This is a genomic window from Alsobacter sp. KACC 23698, from assembly GCF_045348435.1.
Lineage (GTDB): Bacteria > Pseudomonadota > Alphaproteobacteria > Rhizobiales > Beijerinckiaceae > Alsobacter.
In genome coordinates this window covers 641,294-662,570 of the sequence record NZ_CP157484.1, presented here as the reverse complement: position 1 = coordinate 662,570, position 21,277 = coordinate 641,294, and the positions used below count along the sequence as shown (strand labels likewise).

General features: G+C 69.4%; 23 protein-coding genes and 2 riboswitches. Of the genes, 10 read left to right on the top strand and 13 right to left on the bottom strand.

Going from position 1 to position 21,277, the window contains the following annotated elements; translation table 11 throughout:
• Positions 1-25: 25 nt before the first annotated feature.
• Together ABEG18_RS02990 and ABEG18_RS02985 are read right to left on the bottom strand one after the other, a co-directional pair.
• Complete coding sequence (locus ABEG18_RS02990; protein WP_406856614.1) at positions 26-670, bottom strand: DsbA family protein; 645 nt, start codon at positions 668-670, stop codon at positions 26-28.
• Between the two features lie 136 nt (positions 671-806).
• The gene (locus tag ABEG18_RS02985; RefSeq protein WP_406856613.1) at positions 807-1,304 is read right to left on the bottom strand and encodes a DUF721 domain-containing protein; all 498 of its coding nucleotides are present in this window, start codon (positions 1,302-1,304) and stop codon (positions 807-809) included.
• Between the two features lie 54 nt (positions 1,305-1,358).
• Here ABEG18_RS02985 and mutY point away from each other — a divergent pair, with 54 nt between their 5' ends.
• Positions 1,359-2,456 carry an A/G-specific adenine glycosylase gene (mutY, locus tag ABEG18_RS02980; protein ID WP_406856612.1) on the top strand — a complete coding sequence of 366 codons (1,098 nt, stop codon included), beginning with the start codon at positions 1,359-1,361 and terminating at the stop codon, positions 2,454-2,456.
• Positions 2,457-2,465: 9 nt separating this feature from the next.
• On the opposite strand, the gene ABEG18_RS02975 is transcribed toward mutY, so the two are convergent.
• The 4 genes from ABEG18_RS02975 to ABEG18_RS02960 form a co-directional block, all read right to left on the bottom strand.
• Entirely contained in the window at positions 2,466-3,641 is a 1,176-nt protein-coding gene (locus tag ABEG18_RS02975; RefSeq protein WP_406856611.1) for a site-specific DNA-methyltransferase, read from the bottom strand.
• Between the two features lie 130 nt (positions 3,642-3,771).
• Positions 3,772-4,353 (bottom strand): ribonuclease HII, encoded by a 582-nt coding sequence (locus ABEG18_RS02970; protein WP_406858521.1) that lies wholly within the window; start codon positions 4,351-4,353, stop codon positions 3,772-3,774.
• Between the two features lie 287 nt (positions 4,354-4,640).
• Positions 4,641-5,096 (bottom strand): VOC family protein, encoded by a 456-nt coding sequence (locus ABEG18_RS02965; protein ID WP_406856610.1) that lies wholly within the window; start codon positions 5,094-5,096, stop codon positions 4,641-4,643.
• A gap of 22 nt (positions 5,097-5,118) precedes the next feature.
• Complete coding sequence (locus tag ABEG18_RS02960) at positions 5,119-6,255, bottom strand: PA0069 family radical SAM protein (RefSeq protein ID WP_406856609.1); 1,137 nt, start codon at positions 6,253-6,255, stop codon at positions 5,119-5,121.
• 145 nt (positions 6,256-6,400) lie between these two features.
• Here ABEG18_RS02960 and ABEG18_RS02955 point away from each other — a divergent pair, with 145 nt between their 5' ends.
• Positions 6,401-6,922, top strand: coding sequence for a glycosyltransferase (locus tag ABEG18_RS02955; RefSeq protein ID WP_406856608.1), 522 nt, complete (start codon positions 6,401-6,403; stop codon positions 6,920-6,922).
• Between the two features lie 4 nt (positions 6,923-6,926).
• On the opposite strand, the gene ABEG18_RS02950 is transcribed toward ABEG18_RS02955, so the two are convergent.
• The 7 genes from ABEG18_RS02950 to ABEG18_RS02920 all read right to left on the bottom strand — a co-directional run bounded on the left by ABEG18_RS02950 (position 6,927) and on the right by ABEG18_RS02920 (position 14,168).
• A complete protein-coding gene (locus tag ABEG18_RS02950; protein WP_406856607.1) occupies positions 6,927-7,826 on the bottom strand; it encodes a neutral zinc metallopeptidase in 900 nt (299 codons plus the stop codon).
• 164 nt (positions 7,827-7,990) lie between these two features.
• Positions 7,991-9,568 carry an aminomethyl-transferring glycine dehydrogenase subunit GcvPB gene (gcvPB, locus tag ABEG18_RS02945; RefSeq protein ID WP_406856606.1) on the bottom strand — a complete coding sequence of 526 codons (1,578 nt, stop codon included), beginning with the start codon at positions 9,566-9,568 and terminating at the stop codon, positions 7,991-7,993.
• Positions 9,562-10,908: an aminomethyl-transferring glycine dehydrogenase subunit GcvPA gene (gcvPA, locus tag ABEG18_RS02940; protein WP_406856605.1), complete on the bottom strand. Its 1,347-nt coding sequence runs from the start codon at positions 10,906-10,908 to the stop codon at positions 9,562-9,564. Before gcvPA ends, gcvPB begins: the two co-directional genes overlap by 7 nt.
• A gap of 25 nt (positions 10,909-10,933) precedes the next feature.
• Positions 10,934-11,305 carry a glycine cleavage system protein GcvH gene (gene gcvH, locus ABEG18_RS02935; protein ID WP_406856604.1) on the bottom strand — a complete coding sequence of 124 codons (372 nt, stop codon included), beginning with the start codon at positions 11,303-11,305 and terminating at the stop codon, positions 10,934-10,936.
• Positions 11,306-11,394: 89 nt separating this feature from the next.
• Positions 11,395-12,579, bottom strand: coding sequence for a glycine cleavage system aminomethyltransferase GcvT (gcvT, locus tag ABEG18_RS02930; protein WP_406856603.1), 1,185 nt, complete (start codon positions 12,577-12,579; stop codon positions 11,395-11,397).
• 55 nt (positions 12,580-12,634) lie between these two features.
• Positions 12,635-12,735: riboswitch (glycine riboswitch) on the bottom strand.
• A gap of 3 nt (positions 12,736-12,738) precedes the next feature.
• A riboswitch (glycine riboswitch) is annotated at positions 12,739-12,844 on the bottom strand.
• A gap of 73 nt (positions 12,845-12,917) precedes the next feature.
• Complete coding sequence (locus tag ABEG18_RS02925) at positions 12,918-13,529, bottom strand: hypothetical protein (protein ID WP_406856602.1); 612 nt, start codon at positions 13,527-13,529, stop codon at positions 12,918-12,920.
• Between the two features lie 93 nt (positions 13,530-13,622).
• Positions 13,623-14,168, bottom strand: coding sequence for an invasion associated locus B family protein (locus ABEG18_RS02920; RefSeq protein WP_406856601.1), 546 nt, complete (start codon positions 14,166-14,168; stop codon positions 13,623-13,625).
• 395 nt (positions 14,169-14,563) lie between these two features.
• Between ABEG18_RS02920 and coxB the strand changes: the two genes are divergently transcribed.
• From coxB to ABEG18_RS02880, 8 genes are all read left to right on the top strand, one after another.
• Complete coding sequence (gene coxB / locus ABEG18_RS02915; RefSeq protein ID WP_406856600.1) at positions 14,564-15,424, top strand: cytochrome c oxidase subunit II; 861 nt, start codon at positions 14,564-14,566, stop codon at positions 15,422-15,424.
• Between the two features lie 57 nt (positions 15,425-15,481).
• A complete protein-coding gene (gene ctaD / locus ABEG18_RS02910; protein WP_406856599.1) occupies positions 15,482-17,095 on the top strand; it encodes a cytochrome c oxidase subunit I in 1,614 nt (537 codons plus the stop codon).
• 175 nt (positions 17,096-17,270) lie between these two features.
• Positions 17,271-18,245, top strand: a complete 975-nt coding sequence (locus tag ABEG18_RS02905; protein WP_406856598.1) for a heme o synthase — start codon at positions 17,271-17,273, stop codon at positions 18,243-18,245.
• Positions 18,242-18,418: a hypothetical protein gene (locus tag ABEG18_RS02900; protein ID WP_406856597.1), complete on the top strand. Its 177-nt coding sequence runs from the start codon at positions 18,242-18,244 to the stop codon at positions 18,416-18,418. The genes ABEG18_RS02905 and ABEG18_RS02900 overlap by 4 nt, the downstream gene beginning before the upstream one ends.
• Positions 18,419-18,422: 4 nt before the next feature.
• Entirely contained in the window at positions 18,423-19,040 is a 618-nt protein-coding gene (locus ABEG18_RS02895; RefSeq protein WP_406856596.1) for a cytochrome c oxidase assembly protein, read from the top strand.
• Between the two features lie 57 nt (positions 19,041-19,097).
• Positions 19,098-19,973, top strand: coding sequence for a cytochrome c oxidase subunit 3 (locus tag ABEG18_RS02890; RefSeq protein WP_406856595.1), 876 nt, complete (start codon positions 19,098-19,100; stop codon positions 19,971-19,973).
• A gap of 60 nt (positions 19,974-20,033) precedes the next feature.
• Complete coding sequence (locus tag ABEG18_RS02885) at positions 20,034-20,450, top strand: DUF983 domain-containing protein (protein WP_406856594.1); 417 nt, start codon at positions 20,034-20,036, stop codon at positions 20,448-20,450.
• A 16-nt stretch (positions 20,451-20,466) separates the two neighbouring features.
• Positions 20,467-21,210 (top strand): SURF1 family protein, encoded by a 744-nt coding sequence (locus tag ABEG18_RS02880; RefSeq protein ID WP_406856593.1) that lies wholly within the window; start codon positions 20,467-20,469, stop codon positions 21,208-21,210.
• Positions 21,211-21,277: the final 67 nt, after the last annotated feature.

Here is a 21,277-nt window from a genome sequence, read left to right as displayed (position 1 = left end):
CGCCGCGGCGGCGCCGGCCTGGCCCTCAGCCCCCGACGAGCGGAGCGAGGATCTTGTCGAGCTCCTCAATCGTGATGGCCCCGCGCTGAACCTGCCCGTTGATGAAGAATGTGGGGGTGGAGTTGACGCCCAGCTTCTCGGCCCCCCGATCCTTGACCCAGTTCACGGCGTCATAGATCTGCTGGTTCTTCAAGCAGGACTCGAACTTTTCCTGTGTAAAACCGGCCTGCTTCATCAGCTTGGAGAGGGCGTCCACCGGCTTGTCGGTGAAGGCCCAGTCCCGCTGCTTGGAGAACAGCAGATCGGTGACGGCGTAGTATTTGTCGGCGCCGTCGCACCGGGCGAGCATGAAGCCGGCGGTGGCGAGCGGGTCGAGCGGGAACTCCCGCAGCGAGAAGCGCACCTTGCCGGTGTCGATGTATTTGGACTTCAGCGCCGGCCAGGTGGTGGCGTGGAAATGGGCGCAGTGCGAGCACGTCATCGACGCATATTCGATGATGGTGCACTTGGCGTCAGCGCTGCCGAGCCAGACGTCGCCCAACGGGCCCGCCACGCCGAGATCGGCTGCGGTCGGCGACTGCGCGAAGGCCGCTTCCGGAAAGGCCGGCGATACGGCCGCGAGACCGAGCGCGGCGATCCCTTGAACGACGGTGCGGCGGGTCGTGATCACAAAGCTCTCCTTAATGCAGGAAGGCGGCCCAGACGGCCGCTTGTCTTGAATCCGGCGACTGTGAAGGGCCAGCACGAATGTGGCAAGACAACAGTCGCCTGCGCCAGTCACGAAAGCGCGCCTGCGCCGGCGCGCTTCACCCGTCGCGGCGGGCCATGACGCCGGCCCCGAGACGCACGAGCGCCTCGCGCAGGCCTTCGTCGGCGAGCTCGCCGACCCGGCGGCGCGCCTCCTCGATGGTGGGGGCGTCCGGCAGGCGCACGGCGGGCTTGGCCGGGCGGTCCCGTCCGACCGGCCCCTGCCGGAAGCTGAGCCGGCCGACGCAGCGCCAGCCATAGCGCGTGTTGACGCGCTCCACGATCAGCGGCGCGAGGTGCTGCAACTCCAGCGCGAAGGCGCCCTCCACCCGCACGACCAGGATGGCCGGGTCGGACGGTTCGTCCGGACCCATGCCCTTGGGCCTGCGCGGCCACTGGATCTTCACCGGTTCGCAATAAGGCGCGAGCCGTTCGCCGACGATCTCCGGCCATGCGACCACGACGTCCGACGCCGCGAAGCCCTGCGCGGCCAGCGCCGGGGCGATGCAGTCGTCCACGAGGTCGGCGAGGGTGCGGAGCGCTGGCTTCTTCTTCACAGGCGACGATCCGCTCACTTCACGGCCGGCGGGAGCGCGGCTACACAGGCCCGCATGGTAGCCCCTCGATCCTCCCCCGCAAACCCTGTCGCCGCGTCTGTGGCGGAACGGCCGGATCCGGCCGCGCTGCTGGCCTGGTACGACCGGCACCGCCGCGCCCTGCCCTGGCGATCCCTGCCCGGACAGGTCCCGGACCCCTACCGGGTCTGGCTGTCGGAGATCATGCTCCAGCAGACCACGGTGCGGGCCGTGAAGCCCTATTTCGAGCGCTTCCTGACCCTGTTCCCCGCCGTGGAGGCCCTGGCCGAGGCGCCGGCCGAGGAGGTCATGAAGGCCTGGGCCGGACTCGGCTACTATTCGCGCGCGCGCAACCTGCATGCCTGCGCCAAGGCCGTGGTCGAGCGGTTCGGCGGCCGTTTTCCGGCGAACGAGGACGAGCTGCGCAGCCTGCCCGGCGTCGGCGCCTACACGGCGGCGGCGATCGCGTCCATCGCGTTCGACCGGCGCGCCATCGTGGTGGACGGGAACGTGGAGCGCGTCGCCACGCGCCTCTATACGGTGCGGCGGCCGCTGCCCGGCGCCAAGCCGCTGATCCGCGACCTGGTCGACGGGCTCACCCCCGATGCGCGCCCGGGCGACTTCGCCCAGGCGATGATGGATCTCGGGGCGACCATCTGCACCCCGAAGAGCCCGGCCTGCGGACTCTGCCCCTGGCGGTCGGCCTGCCAGGCGCGGGCCGAGGGCGCGCCGGAGATCTACCCCTTCAAGGACAAGAAGACGACCGGCGCGCTGAGGCGCGGCGCCGCCTATGTGGCGGTGACGCAGGACGGCCTCATCCTGGTGCGGACCCGGCCGCCGAAAGGGCTGCTCGGCGGCATGACCGAGGCGCCCACCAGCGCCTGGGCTGCGGACTTCGCCGAGGAGGCGCCCGGCGCGTCAGCTCCGATCCGCGCCGAATGGCGGCGCCTGCCCGGCGTGGTGGAGCACGTGTTCACGCATTTTCCGCTGCATCTCACCGTCTATCGGACGGACCTGCCGGCAGGGACGGCCGCGCCGGAAGGCTGCCGCTGGGTCCCAATCGCGGGGCTGGCCGGCGAGGCGCTCCCGACCGTGATGCGCAAGGTGGTGGCGCACGGCCTGGAGGGCGGCTGAGCCGACCGGTCAGGCCGCCGCCATCGCGGTGCGGATGGACTTGCGCAGGTCGTCGATGGGCTTCAGCGCGCCGCCGCCGCCGGTGTGCCAGAAGGTCCAGCCATTGCAGGCGGGCAGCCCCTGGGCCAGCGCGCCGATCTTGTGGATCGATCCGACAAGGTCGCCCAGCGACAATGAGCCGTCGGCGCGCACGACCGCCTGGTAGCGCCGGCGCTCGTCGGTGAGCACCGCGCCGGGCGCCAGCAGCCCCGCCTCCACGACGGACAGGAACGGGATGCGCGGCTCGCTGCGCTTTTCGGGCGGCAGCGCGAGGGCGTCGGCGGGCAGCGGCTCGACCTTGGCGATGCGCGCCAGCGCCGCATCCGCATAGCCGCGCTCACGCTCGACGCCGATGAAGCTGCGCCCCAGGCGCCGGGCCACCGCGCCGGTGGTGCCGCTGCCGAAGAAGGGGTCCAGCACCACGTCGCCGGGATTGGACGACGACATCATCACCCGGGCGAGCAGCGCTTCAGGCTTCTGGGTGGGGTGGAGCTTGCGCCCCTGCGCATCCTTCAGCCGCTCGCCGCCCGTGCAAAGGGGGAGATACCAGTCCGAGCGGACCTGAAGGTCCTCGTTGCCGGCCTTCAGCGCATCATAGTGAAAGGTGTAGGCCTTGGCGTCCGCGCTCTTCGTGGCCCAGATCATCGTCTCGTGGGCGTTGGTGAAGCGACGGCCGCGGAAATTCGGCATCGGGTTGGCCTTGCGCCAGACCACATCATTGAGAATCCAGAACCCCAGATCCTGCAGGATCGCGCCGACCCGGAAAATGTTGTGGTAGGAGCCGATCACCCACAGGGTCGCGGTCGGCTTCATCACCCGCCGGCACGACAGCAGCCAGGCGCGGGTGAAATGATCATACGCTTCGAAGCTGGCGAACTTGTCCCAGTCGTCGTCGACCGCGTCGACCAGCGATTGGTCCGGACGGGTGAGCGCGCCTTCGAGCTGAAGATTGTAGGGCGGGTCCGCGAAGACGAGGTCGACGCTCGCGTCGGGCAGCTTCGCGAGCTCGGCGACGCAGTCGCCGACCAGCACGGTGTCGAGAGGGAGAGCGGAACGCTCCATCCGAGGTGACGACGGCGGACGCCCGGTACGCGATACATTTTTCCGGGATCCGACGTCGACTGCCTCGGTACGCGGGGTACCCATGGCGCAACACCATTTACGCAACTGAACGAGGGGCAGAGTGCAGGCGCCAAGGTAAAGGGCAAGTTTCCAAGACAAAAATAAGTTGTCTCGAATGAGAACAATGCTAGGCAGTTTTTGCCTATACTATGCTTTATTCTTCATTAACAACTGCGCCGCCGAGCGGCGAGAACGTGAAGCGGTGGAACGGGCACGGGCCGTTCTCCGCCAACGCCGAACGGTGGGCGGCGGTCGCGTAGCCCGCATGGCGCTCGAAGCCATAGACGGGGTAGTGCAGGCCGAGGCGCATCATCAGCCGGTCGCGCGTGACCTTGGCGACGATGGACGCGGCCGCGATGGAGCAGACCAGCATGTCGCCTTTGACGACAGCTTCGCCGGGGCCGTCCCAGGCCGGCAGGTCGCGCCCGTCCACCAGGATATAGCCCGGCGGCCGCACGAGGCCGCGCAGAGCGCGCCGCATCGCCTCCAGGGACGCCTTGCGGATGTCCGTCGCATCGATGCGGGCGGCCGACATCGACGCCACCGCGACATCCGCGGTGGCCAGGATCTCCTCATAGAGTTCGTCGCGCCGGGCGGGCGTCAGCAGCTTGGAATCGGCGAGCCCGTCCGGGATTCGCCTGGGGTCGAGCACGACCGCGCAGGCCACCACGGGTCCGGCCAGCGGCCCCCGGCCGACCTCGTCGACGCCCGCGACGGGCCTGAAGCCCTTGCGCATCAGGGAGCGCTCCCGCCGGTAGTCGGGCCTGGCGGGCGCCGCGGCCGGCTTGGGGGGACGCCCGCCGGCGCCGGACTTGCCGGGGGCGGGCTGGCCTTGGTCGGGCTGACCTTTGTTGGGTTGACCCTGGGCGGGGACGGCGGCGTCGGTGCGGGCGATTCGCGGCATCCGGCCATCCTCGCCCCTTCGCGGCCGGGGGCAAGCGCCGGGTGGCCGTCATCCCCGCTGTCCCCTGCCCGTTTCAAGAGCTGCGCCGCCGAACGGTCCGATACCGCGCCTTCGGAACGTCAGCCCCGGGGAGCGGGGGGCGGGAGGACGATCCGGCCTTCGGCGTCCAACGGCCAGAACGGGTTGTGGGCGATCTCCCACACATGGCCGTCCGGATCCGCCACATAGCCCACGTAACCGCCCCAATGGGTCTCATGCGGCGGCCTGATGACCGCGCCGCCCGCCGCCGCGGCTTCGGCCAGGACGCGCTCCACCTCCGACCGGCTCGGCTGGTTCTGGGCGAGCGACATGGCCGCGCCCGGGCCGGATGCGCCGGACGCGACCTCCTGGCCGAGGTCGCGGGCGAGGTCGGCGCGCCCATAAAGCGACAGCACGAGGCCGCCCAGGTCGAAGAAGGACGCCTCGGGCTGGCTCGCAGAAGACAGCGGCCATCCCAACGCCTGGTAGAAGCGGGTCGCCACGGCGACGTCCGCGACGGCGAGCGTGATCAGGCTGATGCGGGGCGCGACGGCCATTCTGGACCCCCTTGGCGTTTTCTCAGAACAAAGTGAGCTGCTCGCCCGCCCGCTTGGGCGGCGTGAACAGGTCGGTCCGCAGCTTCAGGCGCCGCTTGTTCAGCTCGAGCTTCTCGGCGGCGATCTCGAACCGGCGGCCGATCATCCACGCATAGGGCCCGTCACCGGTCATCCGCTCTCCCCACTTGGCGTCGTAGTCCTTGCCGCCGCGGGTGGAGCGGATCAGCGACAGCACGTGCCGAAGCTTGCCCGGATGATGCTCCAGGAGCCATTCGCGGAACAGGTCGCGCACCTCGTGAGGCAGGCGCAGCAGCACATAGCCCGCCTCGCGTGCGCCGGCCGCCGCCGCCGCGGCCAGGATGGCCTCGATCTCCGGATCGTTCACGGCCGGGATGATGGGCGCCACCATCACGGAAGCCGGCACGCCCGCCTCCGAGAGCTGGCGGATCGCGTCCAGGCGCCTCGCCGGGGTCGCGGCGCGCGGCTCCATCGTGCGGGCGAGCTTGGGGTCGAGCGTGGTGATCGAGAGCGCCACCTTGGCGAGGCCCTTCTCGGCCATGGGCCCGAGGATGTCGATGTCGCGGGTGACCAGGGCCGACTTGGTGACGATCCCGACCGGATGGTTGGCGCGCGACAGCACCTCCAGGATCGAGCGCATGACGCGATGCTCGCGCTCGATGGGCTGGTAGGGATCGGTGTTGGTGCCGATTGCGATCGTGCGCGGGGCATAGCCCTGAGCCGCGAGCTCCCGCTCCAGGAGTTCGGCCGCCCCCTGCTTGACGAAGAGCTTGGATTCGAAATCGAGGCCGGGCGAAAGCCCCATATAGGCGTGCGTGGGCCGGGCGAAGCAGTACACGCAGCCATGCTCGCAGCCCCGGTAGGGGTTGATCGAGCGATCGAAGGAGATGTCAGGCGATTCGTTGCGGGTGATGACGGTCTTGGCCTTCTCGGCGATCACCTGCGTGACGAAGGCCGGCAGGTCCTCCGACGAGCCCCAGCCGTCGTCCTCCACCACGCGCGCGATCGGCTCGAAGCGCCCCGACTTGTTGGACACCGCGCCCCGTCCGCGACGGCGCCCGGCGTCGACCAGGTCGGTCTCCGTGACGCCGTCGCCGATTTGGTAGTTGAGGGGCCGGGGTTCGGGCCGGAGCTTGAGCATCGGCTGATTCCATCTGTGAACAGAGAGAGAACAGACATCGGAACGTGATCTTTTGCAAGATGTTCCTGACTTGTTCCTCTCCGCTCCACCCAGGGTGGCCCCGCCCCGCGTTCCTCAACCCGGTCGGCCGTGCTAAGGCCCGCGCATGCTGACGGTGCTGATCCCGGCGCTCGACGACGAGCCCGCCTTGCTGGACACGATCGCCGCGCTGGTCCCGGCGGCGGCCGAGGGCGTGGTCCGCGACGTGATCCTGATCGCTCCCGAGACGACGGGCTTCGTGGCCGTCGTGGCGGACGCGGCCGGGTGCGCTCTCGTCCGGGCGGAGGGCGGCAGGCCGGAGATGCTGGCCGCCGGCGCCGCCTCGGCCCGCTGCGCGTGGTCGCTGGTCATCGAGCCTGGTCTCGTCCCGGCCGGCGGCTGGATGGAGGAGGCCGCCGACTTCCTGGCCGGCTCGCCCGACGGGGCGCAGGGCGCGGCCTTCTCGCTGACGGCGCGTGGGGGGCGCGGCCGCCTCAAGGCCATGCTGGCCAATGTCAGGGCCAGCCTGCTCGGCCGGTCCGATCCGGCCGCCGCCCTGATCGTGGCGACCGAGCGGCTCGCCGCGCGCCGGCTTCCGCGGGTCGTGCGGCTGGCCAGCCCGATGATCGATCGCCGGGGCCGGCGCTAGGCCCTCAGAGCCGCTGCGTCTGGAAGGTGTTGCAGGTCCTGACGTCGCCGTTCTTGAGCCCGGTCGTCAGCCAGCGCACCCTCTGCTCGGACGAGCCGTGGGTGAAGCTGTCGGGCACCACATAGCCCTGGCTCTGGCGCTGCAGGCGGTCGTCGCCGATCGCGGTCGCGGCCGCCACGGCCTGGCGCACGTCGTTTTCGTCGATATTGCTGCGGCGCTGGTTCATCTTGTTGGCCCAGACGCCGGCGAGGCAGTCGGCCATCAGCTCCACGCGGACGGAGAGATTGTTGGCCTCGCCCCGATCCGAGGCGCGGCGCTGCGCCTGCTGGACCTTGGGCAGGATGCCGAGCAGGTTCTCGACATGATGGCCGACCTCGTGCGCGATCACATAGGCGTAGGCGAAGTCGCCGCCGCCGCCGAAGCGGCGCTGCATGTCCTGGAAGAAAGACGTGTCGAGATACACCTTCTGGTCGACCGGGCAGTAGAACGGCCCCATGGCCGACTGGGCCGAGCCGCAGGCAGACTGGGTCGCGCCGGAGAACAGCACCAGCCGCGGCTTGATGTAGTCCCGGTTCGCCTGCTGCGGCAGGACCTGCGACCACACATCCTCCGTCTCGCCCAGGATCTTGGCGACGAAGCGGCCGGCGTCGTCCGCGGGCGGGCTGGTCGAGGCCGGCCGGGACTGCTGGGTGGGAGCTCGGTTCGACACCATCTCGGCGCCGCCGATGAGGATGCGCGGATCGATGCCGAGCGCCCAGCCGGCGAGGCTGAGCACGATCACCGCGCCGATGCCGAGCCGGCCGCCGCCGAGCCCGAAGCCGGTTCCGCCGCCGCCGCCGAAACCGCCGCCGTCTCCGCGGCGGTCCTCGACATTTTCTGACGTGCGCAGATCATCCCAACGCATGACGGTTTTCCCTCACCGGGCGCGGCGGGCTCATCCGCGCAGTCTCAGGCACAAATGGCGCTGACCGGGGGTTGGTTGCAAGGGGTACATTGGATTGGGTCGGCCCCGCCCGAACGGCGGGGCTCCTCCCAGTTGGCATCGCCGGGCGGAAGCCCGGATCGCCCCTACTCGGCCGCGTCGCGGACGGGGGCCGGCGGCGTCCAGCGCAGCACGGGTGAGCGCGCCGCCCGGGTCTCGTCCAGCCGCCGCAGCGGCGCGAAATAGGGCGCGCCCGTGAAGCGCTCCGTCTCACCCCGCTTCGCCGCCATCGCGAGATCGCGCAAGGTCGCCACAAAGAGGTCGAGCGAGGCCTTCGATTCCGACTCGGTCGGCTCGATCAGCATCGCCCCGTGGACCACCAGCGGGAAATAGACCGTCATCGGGTGATAGCCCTCGTCGATCATCGCCTTGGCGAAATCGAGCGTGGTCACGCCCGAGCCCTTCAGCCACGCGTCGTCGAACAGGACCTCGTGCATGCAGGGCCGGTCGCCAAAGGGCTGAGACATCAGGTCCGACAGGCAGGCCCGCACGTAATTGGCGTTCAGCACGGCGTCTTCGGAGGCCTGCTTCATGCCGTCGGCCCCATGCGACAGCATGTAGGAGAGCGCCCGCACGAACATGCCCATCTGACCGTGGAAGGCGGTGAGCCGCCCGAACGGGCTCGCGCCGCCCTCCTCGGCCTCGTCGGCGTGCTCGACCAGGGCGAAGCCGTCGCCGGACCGCGTCACGAAAGGCGTCGGGGCGAAGGCCGCGAGCCGGTCGGACAGCACGACCGGGCCGGAGCCCGGCCCGCCGCCGCCATGCGGGGTCGAGAAGGTCTTGTGCAGGTTGATGTGCATGGCGTCGACGCCGAGGTCGCCCGGCCGCGCCTTGCCGACGATGGCGTTGAAATTCGCCCCGTCGCAGTAGAAGTAGGCGCCGGCCTCGTGCATCGCCGCCGCGATGGCGACGATGTCGGGCTCGAACAGCCCGCAGGTGTTGGGGTTGGTGAGCATGATGGCGGCGACGTCCGGCCCGACCAGGGCGCGCACGGTCTCGGGGTCGACCGTCCCGTCCGGCCGCACCGGGACGGGCTTCACCGCAAAGCCGATCAGGGCGGCGGTGGCCGGGTTCGTGCCATGGGCGGATTCGGGCACCAGCACGGTCCTGCGGACCTCGCCTTCGCCGCGCGCAGCGATGGCGGCCTTGATGGCCATCATGCCGCAGAGCTCGCCATGCGCGCCGGCCTTAGGCGACATCGCGACCGCTCGCATCCCGGTCAGCTCCATCAGCCAGGCCGCCAGCATGTCGATCAGCTCGAGCGCGCCCTGGACCGTGGAGACCGGCTGAAGGGGGTGGATGTCGCCGAAGCCCGGCAGCCGCGCCATGCGCTCGTTGAGCCGGGGATTGTGCTTCATCGTGCAGGAGCCGAGCGGGAACAAGCCCGTATCGATGCCGTAGTTCTTCTGCGACAGCCGCACATAATGGCGCATGGCCTCCGGCTCGGAGAGGCCGGGAAGGCCGACGCCGTCGGCGCGCTCGAGCCCGCCCAGCCGGGGCGTGAACGGCTCCGGCTCGTCGATGTCGACGCCGGTGGCGTCGACGCGCCCGATCTCGAAGATGAGGGGCTCGACCTGCTGGAGAGCGCGGTTGCCCGTGAAGGTGGCGCGCTGGGCCATGTCGGCGTCTGTGGGGGTCGTGGGGCGTCCCTGGCGGTTCAGCATGCGAGCGCCTCCTTCAGGCCCGCCACGAGGGCGGCGCGGTCGTCATCGGTGTTGACCTCGGTGGAGGCGACCAGCAGCAGGTCGTCCAGCCCGGCCCCCGGCAGTAGGCGCGAGACCGGCACGCCGGCCAGAACGCTTTTATCCGCAAGAACTTGCACCACCTCGGCTGCGGGCTTCTTCAAGCGGAGCGTGAACTCGTTGAAGTAGCTTTGATTGAGAACCTCAACCTCAGCTAGAGATTCCAGCGCCTCATGCAGCTTGACCGCATGGGCGTGGTTGACGCGCGCCAGGCGCTGCAGCCCCGCCGAGCCGAGAAGCGACATGTGGATCGTGAAGGCCAGGCAGCAAAGGCCTGAATTCGTGCAGATGTTCGAGGTGGCCTTGTCGCGCCGGATGTGCTGCTCGCGGGTGGAGAGCGTCAGCACGAAGCCGCGGGCGCCGTCCGCATCCACGGTTTCGCCGCAGAGGCGTCCCGGCATCTGGCGCACATACTTTTGCCTCGTGGCGAAAAGGCCCACATAGGGCCCGCCGAAAGTCAGGCCGTTGCCGATGGACTGACCCTCCGCCACCACGATGTCGGCGCCCATGGCGCCGGGCGGCGTCACAAGGCCCAGCGACAGCGCCTCGGTGACGACGGCGACCAACAGCGCGCCCTGCGCGTGGCACTTGTCCGCGACCGCGCGGAGGTCCCGCAGATGGCCGAACAGGTCCGGCGTCTGCACCACCACGCAGGAGACCGATCCGTCGATGGCGGCCAGGAGGTCCTCGGTCGCGGTCACGTCCGGCGGCAAGGTGACGACCTCGTCCTCGGCCATGCGCGACAGGGTCCGCACCACCTCGGCGTAGTGGGGATGCAGTCCGCCCGACAGCACGGCCTTGCGGCGCCGGGTGATCCGGTGGGCCATCAGCACGGCTTCGGCGCATCCGGTGGAGCCGTCATACATGGAGGCGTTGGCCACCTCCATGCCGGTCAGGGCCGCCACCTGGGTCTGGAACTCGAACAGGTAATGCAGCGTGCCCTGGGCGATCTCCGGCTGATAGGGCGTGTAGCTCGTCAGGAACTCGGAGCGCTGGATCAGGTGGTCCACGGTGGCGGGGACATGGTGCCTGTAGGCGCCGGCCCCGACGAAGAACGGGACCGAGCCGGCGGCCACGTTCCGGGCCGCGAGCCGGCCCAGCAGGCGCTCCACCTCCATCTCGCTCTTGCGGCGCGGGAGGTCGGGCAGGCCGGCCCGGCGCTTGTCGGCCGGGATGTCGGCGAAGAGATCGTCGATGGAGCCGACGCCGATCCGCGCCAGCATGTCGGCGCGCTCGAGGTCGGACAATGGCAAGTAGCGCATGGCGGCTCCGTCTCGTCCGTGATCGTCAGAGCGAGGCCACGAGGGCCTTGTATTCGTCCTCTCCCATCAGGCCGTCGAGCTCGGCCGGATCGGCGATCCGCAGCTTCACGAACCAGCCGCGGCCGAGCGGGTCCTCGTTCACCACGCCGGGGGCGCCCTCCAGCTCGGAATTGACCTCCAGCACCTCGCCGCTCACGGGGGCGAAGACCTCGCTGGCCGCCTTGACGCTCTCCACCACGGCCGCCTCGGTCCCCTTCGCGATGGACTTGCCGACCGGCGGCAGCTCGACGAAGACCACGTCGCCGAGCTGCTGCTGGGCGTAGTCGGTGATGCCCACCACCCCGGCGTCGCCCTCGACGCGGACATATTCGTGATCCTTGGTGAACTTGATCGTCATGAGGGGCTCCACGATGTGATGAGACGAGATTGCGGTCTGGGGCGCGGACCCGCGCAGCGAGGGAGAAGCGGGCGCGGCGCGCCCGACGCTCACGCGCCGGCCTTCCGGGCGTAGCGGTGCGGCGCGAAGGGCAGCGCGACGACCTTGGCGGGCAGCGCTGCGCCGCGGACCATGAGGGCGAGCGATGCGCCGACGGCCGCGAAGGCGGGCTCGACATAGCCCATCGCGATGGGGCCGCCGACCGTGGGGCCGAACCCGCCGGACGTGACCTTGCCGATGGGCCGGCCGTCCGGCGCGACGATCTCGGCGCCTTCGCGGGCGGGCGCCCGACCGTCCGGCAGGAGCCCCACGCGCCTGCGGGGCGGCCCCTCGGCCAGCTCGCGGCGGATACGCTCGAAGCCGGGGAAACCGCCCTCCTCGCGCCGGCGCTTCTGGATGGACCATACGAGGGCCGCCTCCACGGGCGAGGTCGTCTCGTCGATGTCGTGGCCGTAGAGGCAGAGCCCTGCCTCGAGCCGCAGCGAATCGCGCGCCCCCAGCCCGATCGGCTTCACCAGCGGATCGGCCAGCAGGACGTCCGCCACGGCCTCCAGCCGCTTCGCCCGCACCGAGATCTCAAAGCCGTCCTCGCCCGTGTAGCCGGAGCGCGAGACATGGACCGGGACGCCGTCGAAATCGGTGGCGCGGGCCGTCATGAAGCCGAGCTCCGCCACGCCAGGGCAATGGCGCGCCAGGATCTCGGCCGCCTTCGGGCCCTGGAGAGCGATCAGGCCGCGCTGGGGCGCCCGCAGAAGGCGGACGTTCGGCCCGAGCCGTCCCTCGATGTGGGACCAGTCGTCCTCCTTGCGGGAGGCGTTCACGACCAGCATGAGCACGCCATCCTCGCCGTCCTCGGCCGGTCGGGTCACCATGAGGTCGTCGAGGATGCCGCCGTCCTCGTTCAAAAGCTGCGTGTAGCGCTGCTGGCCGGGCTTCATGCCCAGGATGTCGGCCGGGCAGAGCGCCTCCAGGGCGCGCGCCGTCGTCTCGTGGTCGGGACCGATCAGGAAGCCCTGGCCCATATGCGAGACGTCGAAGAAGCCGGCGTTCTCGCGCGTCCACTGGTGTTCGGCCAGGATCCCGGTGGGGTATTGCACCGGCATGTCGTAGCCGGCGAACGGCGCCATGCGGGCGCCCAGCGCACGGTGGCGCGACGCCAGGGGCGTCAGCGACAACGGCGCGGGAGGCGGAGCGGTCGGGTCGGCTTCGGCGGTCGGCGGGACTGGATCGGCCATTCGGGTCTCCCGGACAGGATTGCGCGGCCGGACCCCACTGTCCGGTTCGCGCCCCCTCTGTCCAAGTGACCTGAGAGATTTCCTTCACGCCGCCCGAAAGCGGATGAAGTTACCCCCGTCGGTGGACGCGCGACCAGCGCGCGCCGCTTTCCAGAGCGCCAGCTCTCCGCGGTCCATTGGGCCTGAGCGTTTCCGGGGCGGTTGCGCCTTCGGCGCCGGCGACCAGGGCCTTGCGGCCCTCGCCGGACTCTTCCGCGGAGATCAGAAGCATGACTGTGGTAGGTGAGCCCCCGCGCCAAGTCAATCGCAGGAGGGGCCGGCCCGGGCGGCGGGCCGAGTCAGCCGCGCTTGCGGCGGGGCTTGGACGGGCTCGCGGCGCGGCCGTTCGGGTCGAAGCCGACATAGATCTCCAGATCGCCGCCCTCCTTGGGGGCCATCAGGCCTTCCTGAACCATCACGAAGGAGGCCTGGGTGTCGCCCTGCGGGATGGTGACGGTGGTGCGCTGGAGCTGGGAGGCGACCACCCGGTCGCCACGCTTCACGACGAATCGGACCGGCGCCACGAAGCTGCCGGGCGAGCCGCCCGGCCCGAGCAGCGCGCGTCCCTCGATGCCCACCTTGATGGCGATCTGGCCGCCGACCGCCCGGCACTCGCGCGCCGTCTGGCCGATGGAGAGCTGGCTGCGCAGGTTGCCGCCTGCTTCCTGCTTCAAGGCCGCGGTGCCGTCCAGGATCTGCACGGAGGGGCAGTCGATCTCCTCCTCGGGCGCGCTCATCGAGGCCGGCACGGTGGGGCCGGCGTATTTGAACATGTTCATGAAGCTCGAGCCCCCGGACGGGGTCGAGGCGACAGGCTCGCTCGAGCCGCCGAAGGTGTTGCATCCCGCCAGGAGGGCCGCGACGGCCGAGGCTGCGGCGAAGCGGGCGAAACGCGGAACGGACCGGAACATCGAGATCTCCAGGCGAGGCGCCGGGGCGGCGAGAGGCGATCCTTTACCACACGGACCGCGGATGCACAGGGTGGCCAGCCGACTTCAATCCGCTCAGGGCAGCGAGTCGAAGGCGCTGGGGAAACCGTTGAGCGAGACCGGGATGCCGATCCCCTCCTCGGGGGTCTGGAAGACGATGAAGGTGGCGGCCTGCCCGCCCTTCAGCTTGCCCAAGAGCTCGTCGTCCATGATGACTTCGGCGATGCAGCCGGTGGGCAGGCAGCGGACGAAGCCGGCGCGGCCGACATCGGCCTGGTCGATCTTGAGCCCGAGGCCGGCCGGCAGCAGCACGCCCAAGGGCGCGATCACGCGCAGGAGGCGGCTCTTGCCGTCCGCCGTCTTCAGCACGATCACCACGAGGGTGACGTTCGGCTTGTCCTCGGCCTGGACGCTCTGGACCAGCGCGCATTGCTCGGTCTTGGCGCCGGCGGGCGTCTCGCAGCGCATCTGCCAGTCGCCGAAGCTGTTCTTCACCGGCCCCTGCGCCCGCGCCGGCTGGGCCGACGCCAGGAGGGCGACGGCGAACGCCGCCAGGGCGGCGCGTGCGAAAAGGCGCCCGAAACCGGCCCGGACGCGTCCGGCCGACGCGGCGCCCGGCAAGGGGCGGTTCCGTTCAGTCGGATTCGATGGACCCATCGGCATGGGGGCGCTCCCGTTGCTATGCCACGCAGGGCGTCGGGCGCCTCGGCGGCGCCGGTCGGATCGTTGGGACCATGGGGAGAATGCGCTGTCAAGGCGCGGCGATCGGGGCCGGGACGGCGAGAGCCGTGCGCAAAACAGCAATCAAGCGTGCATATGACGCACAGATTTCGCCAAACGACGCGATTGCGCTCGTGACGGCTTTGTGGTCTTTGCCCTAAATCAAACTGAGCGAGGTTTGGTCAGCGCGTCCACGCGGCTGTTGTCCTGCCGGTGTCTCCCGGGAGGATCGGCCGCCCCCCACGAGACGCGGCGCGCCGATGAGCCGGGCACAATTCAGGTCAGGAGATTCGCAGGTGACGATTCGTTTCTGGAACCGGTCAGCGCTCGCGCTTGCGACGCTCGGTCTCAGCATTTCCGGTCCGGCTTTCGCCGCGCCCGGACATCCCGAACCCTGGCAGATGGGCTTTCAGGACGCCGTATCCCCGGTGGCCGAGTTCGTGCATGACTTCCACACCGCGCTGGTCTGGATCATCACGGCGATCACGCTGTTCGTGCTCGCCCTGCTGGTCGCCGTCGTCGTGAAGTTCAACGAGAAGGCGAACCCGACGCCGTCCCGCACGACGCACCACACCGGCCTGGAGATCGCCTGGACGATCATCCCGGTGCTCATCCTGGTGGGCATCGCGATCCCGTCCTTCCGGCTGCTAAAGTACCAGATCGAGCTGCCCAAGGCCGACATCACCATCAAGGCCATCGGCAACCAGTGGTACTGGTCCTATGAGTATCCGCAGGACCAGGGCGGCGGATTCAAGTTCGACAGCTACATGCTGACGCGCGAGGACGCCCAGAAGGCCAGGCAGCCCGCGCTTCTCGCCGTGGACAACGAAGTGGTCCTGCCCACGGGCAAGACCGTCGTGATCCAGGTGGTCGGCGCGGACGTGATCCACTCCTTCTCGGTGCCGTCGCTGGCCTTCCGCATGGACGCCATCCCGGGCCGCCTGAACCAGACCTGGTTCACGACCGACCGAGAGGGCATCTATTACGGCCAGTGCTCGCGCCTGTGCGGGCAGAACCACGCCTTCATGCCGATCGCGATCCGGGTGGTGAGCCCGGAGAAGTACACGGCGTGGCTGGCCGACGCGAAGAAGAAGTTCGCGTCGCTCGACTCCAACGAGACCGTGAAGGTCGCCGCGCGCTCGACCCCGGTCGAGTGACGACCGGACCACCCGAACAGGACAGCGCTAGACTTTCAGCGATCTGGGACAGACATCATGGCAACTGCGGCACTGGCGCACGACGCGCACGCACATCACCCGACCGGCTGGCGCCGGTGGGTGCTGTCGACCAACCACAAAGACATCGGGACGATGTACCTGATCTTCGGCCTCATGGCCGGACTGATCGGCGGCGCATTGTCGATCGCGATGCGGCTCGAGCTCCAGGAGCCCGGCCTCCAATATTTCACCAATCCGCAGACCTATAACGTGTTCGTCACCGGGCACGGGCTGATCATGGTGTTCTTCCTGGTCATGCCGACGCTGATCGGCGGCTTCGGGAACTGGTTCGTGCCGATCATGATCGGAGCGCCCGACATGGCGTTCCCGCGCATGAACAACATCTCGTTCTGGCTGCTTCCCTCCTCCTTCACGCTGCTGCTGATCTCGCTGTTCGTGGAAGGCGCGCCCGGCTCCAACGGCTTCGGCGGCGGCTGGACGGTGTATCCGCCGCTGTCGACCTCCGGCCATCCCGGCCCGGCGCTCGACTTCGGCATCCTGTCGCTGCATCTGGCCGGCGCGTCGTCGATTCTGGGCGCGATCAACTTCATCACCACCATCCTGAACATGCGCGCGCCGGGCATGACCCTGCACAAGATGCCGCTGTTCGCCTGGGCCATGCTGGTGACGGCGTTCCTGCTGCTGCTGTCGCTGCCCGTCCTGGCCGGCGCCATCACGATGCTGCTGACGGACCGCAACTTCGGCACGACCTTCTTCGACCCGTCGGGCGGCGGCGACCCGGTGCTCTACCAGCACCTGTTCTGGTTCTTCGGCCACCCCGAAGTCTACATCATGATCCTGCCGGCCTTCGGCATCGTCAGCCACATCATCTCGACCTTCTCCAAGAAGCCGATCTTCGGCTATCTCGGGATGGCCTACGCCATGGTGGCGATCGGCGCCGTCGGCTTCGTCGTGTGGGCCCACCACATGTACACGGCCGGCCTGTCGCTCGACACGCAGCGCTACTTCGTGTTCGCCACGATGGTGATCGCGGTGCCGACAGGCGTGAAGGTGTTCTCCTGGATCGCGACGATGTGGGGCGGCTCGATCCGCTTCACCGCCCCGATGATCTGGGCGATGGGCTTCATCTTCCTGTTCACCGTTGGCGGCGTGACGGGCGTGGTGCTCGCCAATGCGGGCGTCGACCGCCAGCTGCACAACACCTATTACGTGGTGGCGCACTTCCACTACGTGCTCTCGCTGGGCGCGGTGTTCGGCATCTTCGCCGCCTGGTACTACTGGTTCCCGAAGATGAGCGGCTACGTGATCCCGGACTGGATCGGCCGCCTGCACTTCTGGATCGCCTTCGTGGGCGCGAACCTGCTGTTCTTCCCGATGCACTTCACGGGCCTGGCCGGCATGCCGCGCCACTACGTGGACTATCCGGACGCCTTCGCGGGCTGGAACAGGATCTCGTCCTTCGGCTCCTACATCTTCGCGCTGGGCCTGCTGGTGTTCTTCTACGGCGTGTACACCGCCTTCAGCCGCAAGGAGCTCGCCGGCGAGAACCCCTGGGGCGCGGGCGCCACGACGCTGGAGTGGACGCTGTCGTCGCCTCCGCCGTTCCATCAGTTCGAGACCCTGCCCCGCATCACGGGCTCGGATCACTAATCAGGCGCGGGGCCGGCTTCGGCCGGCCCCGTCCCCACCCGCCGATCCTTCGCCTCTCCGCCCGCCGGGCGGCGACGCCGAGGACCGGTCGACCGGGCCGAAAGCCCGGCCGCCCATCGCAAGGGAGCGAGCCTTCCCGAGGCCGTCCCCTCCCACCGGAGCACACGTCGCGTTCATGTCAGCCGTCACCGACAGCATCATCCACGAAAGCCGGTCAGGCGTGTCGAACGGCACCGCCGGGGACTTCTTTACGCTGCTGAAGCCGCGGGTGATGTCGCTCGTCGTGTTCACCGCGCTGGTCGGGATGATGCTGGCGCCGCACGTGAACCCCGTGATCGGCTTTGCGGCCCTGCTGGCCATCGCGGTCGGGGCCGGCGCGTCCGGCTGCCTCAACATGTGGTACGACGCCGACATCGACGCGATGATGAGCCGGACCGCCAAGCGGCCGATTCCGGCCGGACGCATCACCCGCGAGGAGGCCCTGGCCTTCGGGATGACGCTGTCGGTGGGCTCCGTGGCGACGCTCGGCCTGATCACCAACTGGGTCGCGGCCGGCATGCTGGCCTTCACGATCTTCTTCTACGCCGTGATCTATTCGATGTGGCTGAAGCGGGCGACCGCGCAGAACATCGTCATCGGCGGCGCGGCGGGCGCGATCCCGCCCATGATCGGCTATGCGGCCGTGACCGGGACCGTCTCGATCGAGACCTTCGTGCTGTTCGCCATCATCTTCCTGTGGACGCCGCCCCATTTCTGGGCCCTGGCGCTCGTGAAGTCGGACGACTACCGCCGGGCCGGCATTCCGATGCTGCCCGTCGTGGCCGGCGAGGACGCCACCCGGCTGCAGATCCTGCTCTACACCCTCGTCCTGGCGCCCGTCGCCGTGCTGCCGAGCGTGATGGGGTTCGCCGGCCTGTTCTACGCGATCGTGTCGACGGTGACCGGCGCGATGATGATCGTCCTGGCGCTGCGGATCTATCGCCGGCGCACCGGCGAAGCGGCCCGCAAGGCCGCGATCGGGCTGTTCGCCTTCTCGATCCTGTATCTCTTCCTGCTCTACGCCGTCCTGCTCGCCGAGCAGCTCATCGGGCTCGACCGGATCTCGGCCTTCGCCGGTTTCGTCGGGCGGTTGGCCGGAGGCGCGGCGTGAGCGGCGGCCTCCCCCCCGACGAGAACAAGGGCGTCGTGCTGACCGCCGAGGAGACCCGGCGCCAGCGCTCCCGCTCCGTCGCGCTGGGGCTCGTGCTGGGCGGCCTCGTGCTTCTGTTCTTCGTCGTCACGCTCGCCAAGCTGGGCGGGAACGTGGCCAACCGGCCCTTGTGACCCCATGAGCGACCATCAGGATCCTGCGAATCTCCCCGGCCGCCCCGATCCGTCGCGCGCGGCGCGCCGCACGCTGATCGCGTGCGTGGCCACCGTGGTCGGCATGGTGGGCGCCTCCTATGCGGCCGTTCCTCTGTACAAGCTGTTCTGCCAGGCCACCGGTTTCGGCGGCACGCCGCAGGTCGCCACGCAGGCCGCCGCCTCGGTGGGCGAGCGCAGCTTCCGCGTCCGGTTCGATTCCAACGTCAACCAGGCGCTCGGTTGGCGCTTCCAGCCCGAGACGCCCTACGTGGACGTCAAGGTCGGCGAGACCACGACCGTCTTCTACAAGCTGACGAACGCCGGCCCGACGAAGACCAGCGCGATCGCGTCCTTCAACGTCCTGCCGGAGCTGACGGGCGGGTACTTCAACAAGCTCCAGTGCTTCTGTTTCAACGAGATCACTCTCGCGGCCGGAGAGACGCTGGAAGCGCCCGTGGTGTTCTATGTCGACCCGGCGATCGCGGCCAATCGCGACCTCGACGGGACGAGCGAGATCACCCTGTCCTACACCATCTTCCCGACCAAGGGGTCGCCCAAGCCCTTGGCCGGGATCCAAGACTCAAGCAAACCCAAACTCTAAAAGGGGGACCGCGTGCGGCCGGCAGCCGCATGCGGGACGTATCGGAGAGCGACCACGATGGCCGAGGCCCACGTCAAGAACCACGATTATCACCTCGTCGATCCGAGCCCCTGGCCGTTCGTGGGGTCCGTCAGCGCCTTCTTCATGGCGGTCGGCGCGATCATGTGGATGAAGAGCCTGGCCATGGGCGGCCTGCACGCCGGCCCGGTGGTGTTCGGCGCTGGCCTCATCGGCGTGCTCTACACGATGGTCGCCTGGTGGGGGGACGTGATCAAGGAGGCCGAGCACGAGGGCTTCCACACCCGCGTCGTCCAGATCAGCCATCGCTACGGCATGATCATGTTCATCGCTTCCGAGGTGATGTTCTTCGTGGCGTGGTTCTGGGCCTATTTCGACGCCAGCCTGTTCGCCTCCGAGGCCAAGCAGTTCATGCGGCTCGACTATACGGGCGGCCACTGGCCCCCGAAGGGCATCGAGGTGTTCGATCCCTTCCACCTGCCGCTGCTCAACACCCTGATCCTGCTGACCTCGGGCACGACGGTGACCTGGGCGCATCACGCCCTGCTGCATGACGACCGCCAGGGCCTGAAGTGGGGCCTGATCCTGACGGTGCTGCTCGGAGCGCTGTTCTCGATCGTGCAGGTCTACGAGTACAGCCACGCGCATTTCGCCTTCAAGGGCTCGATCTACGGCGCCACCTTCTTCATGGCGACGGGTTTCCACGGCTTCCACGTCTTCATCGGCACGATCTTCCTGCTGGTCTGCCTCGTACGGGCGCTGCGCGGGCATTTCTCGCCGCGCCAGCATCTCGGCTTCGAGTTCGCGGCCTGGTACTGGCACTTCGTCGACGTGGTGTGGCTGTTCCTGTTCGTCGCCATCTATCTGTGGGGCTCCCAGTGGGGCGCCGCGGCGGGGGCGGCCGCGGCTCACTAGCGCGACGCGATTTCGGTCTGGGCGGCCCGTCGGGCCGCCCTTTGCTTTTGAGGGGCGGACATGACGATCGAGCCCGCGCGTGAGATCGACGCCGCTCCGCCGCCCGCCGCGGCGGTCCCCGACAGGACCGCGGCCCTGCTGGCGGGCCTGCGGGGACGGTGCCCGCGATGCGGCCAGGGGCCGCTCATTCGGGGCTTCATCGCCGTCGCGCCGGAGTGCGGCGCCTGCGGGCTCCCCTTCGACTTCGCCGATTCGGGCGACGGCCCGGCGGTGTTCATCATGCTGATCGCGGGCTTCCTGGTCGTGGGCGGCGTGCTCGTCGTCGACATGCGCTACGCCCCCGCCTGGTGGGTGCACGCGCTGCTGTGGCCGCCCGTCGTGATCGGGCTCTGCCTTGGACTGTTGAGGCCGTTGAAGGGCCTGCTGATCGCCGCCCAGTTCGCCAACAAGGCCGAGCAGGGCCGGCTCGAACGCTGAAGGGACCGCCGCCGCCGTGGACCGCCGCATCGCCAGCCTGATCGCCCCCGCCCTCGCCACCCTGGTCGCCTTCGCGATCCTGGTGGGGCTCGGGGCGTGGCAGATCGAGCGCATGGGGGCGAAGCACCGGCTGATCGCCCGCGTCGAGGCCCGCATGGCCGCGCCTCCCGGGCCGCTCCCGCCGGAGGCGACCTGGCCTACGCTGAGCCCCAAGACCGCCGACTACGAGCGGGTGCGGGCCGTCGGCCGCTTCCTGCACGACAAGGAGGCGCATCTCAACGGCTTCATCTCCGGCAAGGGGCCGGGCGCGACCCTGATGGGCTTCTTCGTGCTCACGCCGCTGCAGTTGGCCGACGGCGCCGTCGTGATCGTGAACCGCGGCTTCGTGCCCACCGAACTCGGCGATCCGGCGAAGAGAAGCCAGTCTCAGCTTCCCGGCGAGGTCACCGTCACGGGCGTGCTGCGCATGGCCGAAAAGCCGGGCATGTTCGTGCCGGCCAACGACCCGGCCAAGAACAGCTGGTTCTCGCGCGATCCCGCCGCCATCGGCAAGGCCTACGGCCTGCAGCGGGTCGCGCCCTTCGTGATCGATGCGGACGATGCCCCCATGCCGGGCGGCTGGCCGAAGGGGGGCAACACCATCGTGAGCTTCCCGGACAATCACCTCCAATACGCCTTCACCTGGTTCGCGCTGGCGCTGGCCCTGCTGGGCGTCTTCGGCTTCTGGGCCCGCCAGCAGTGGAAGGGCCGCCCCGCGTGACGGCGCGCTTGTCAGCCCCGGACGGGCCTCCTACCCTCAGCCGGACCGGTCCGGACGGCCGCAGCCC

Bases quoted from the DNA above. Each gene is read 5' to 3' on its own strand.
- ABEG18_RS02905 (WP_406856598.1), top strand. From the start codon at position 17,271: ATGTCAGCCGTCACCGACAGCATCATCCACGAAAGCCGGTCAGGCGTG.
- ABEG18_RS02950 (WP_406856607.1), bottom strand. From the start codon at position 7,826: ATGCGTTGGGATGATCTGCGCACGTCAGAAAATGTCGAGGACCGCCGC.
- ABEG18_RS02970 (WP_406858521.1), bottom strand. From the start codon at position 4,353: ATGCGCAAGGGCTTCAGGCCCGTCGCGGGCGTCGACGAGGTCGGCCGG.
- gcvT (WP_406856603.1), bottom strand. From the start codon at position 12,579: ATGGCCGATCCAGTCCCGCCGACCGCCGAAGCCGACCCGACCGCTCCG.
- gcvPA (WP_406856605.1), bottom strand. From the start codon at position 10,908: ATGCGCTACTTGCCATTGTCCGACCTCGAGCGCGCCGACATGCTGGCG.
- ABEG18_RS02975 (WP_406856611.1), bottom strand. From the start codon at position 3,641: ATGGGTACCCCGCGTACCGAGGCAGTCGACGTCGGATCCCGGAAAAAT.
- ABEG18_RS02895 (WP_406856596.1), top strand. From the start codon at position 18,423: ATGAGCGACCATCAGGATCCTGCGAATCTCCCCGGCCGCCCCGATCCG.
- ABEG18_RS02965 (WP_406856610.1), bottom strand. From the start codon at position 5,096: ATGGCCGTCGCGCCCCGCATCAGCCTGATCACGCTCGCCGTCGCGGAC.
- ABEG18_RS02925 (WP_406856602.1), bottom strand. From the start codon at position 13,529: ATGTTCCGGTCCGTTCCGCGTTTCGCCCGCTTCGCCGCAGCCTCGGCC.
- ABEG18_RS02955 (WP_406856608.1), top strand. From the start codon at position 6,401: ATGCTGACGGTGCTGATCCCGGCGCTCGACGACGAGCCCGCCTTGCTG.
- ABEG18_RS02890 (WP_406856595.1), top strand. From the start codon at position 19,098: ATGGCCGAGGCCCACGTCAAGAACCACGATTATCACCTCGTCGATCCG.
- ABEG18_RS02885 (WP_406856594.1), top strand. From the start codon at position 20,034: ATGACGATCGAGCCCGCGCGTGAGATCGACGCCGCTCCGCCGCCCGCC.
- ctaD (WP_406856599.1), top strand. From the start codon at position 15,482: ATGGCAACTGCGGCACTGGCGCACGACGCGCACGCACATCACCCGACC.
- ABEG18_RS02960 (WP_406856609.1), bottom strand. From the start codon at position 6,255: ATGCTCAAGCTCCGGCCCGAACCCCGGCCCCTCAACTACCAAATCGGC.
- gcvH (WP_406856604.1), bottom strand. From the start codon at position 11,305: ATGACGATCAAGTTCACCAAGGATCACGAATATGTCCGCGTCGAGGGC.
- mutY (WP_406856612.1), top strand. From the start codon at position 1,359: ATGGTAGCCCCTCGATCCTCCCCCGCAAACCCTGTCGCCGCGTCTGTG.
- gcvPB (WP_406856606.1), bottom strand. From the start codon at position 9,568: ATGCTGAACCGCCAGGGACGCCCCACGACCCCCACAGACGCCGACATG.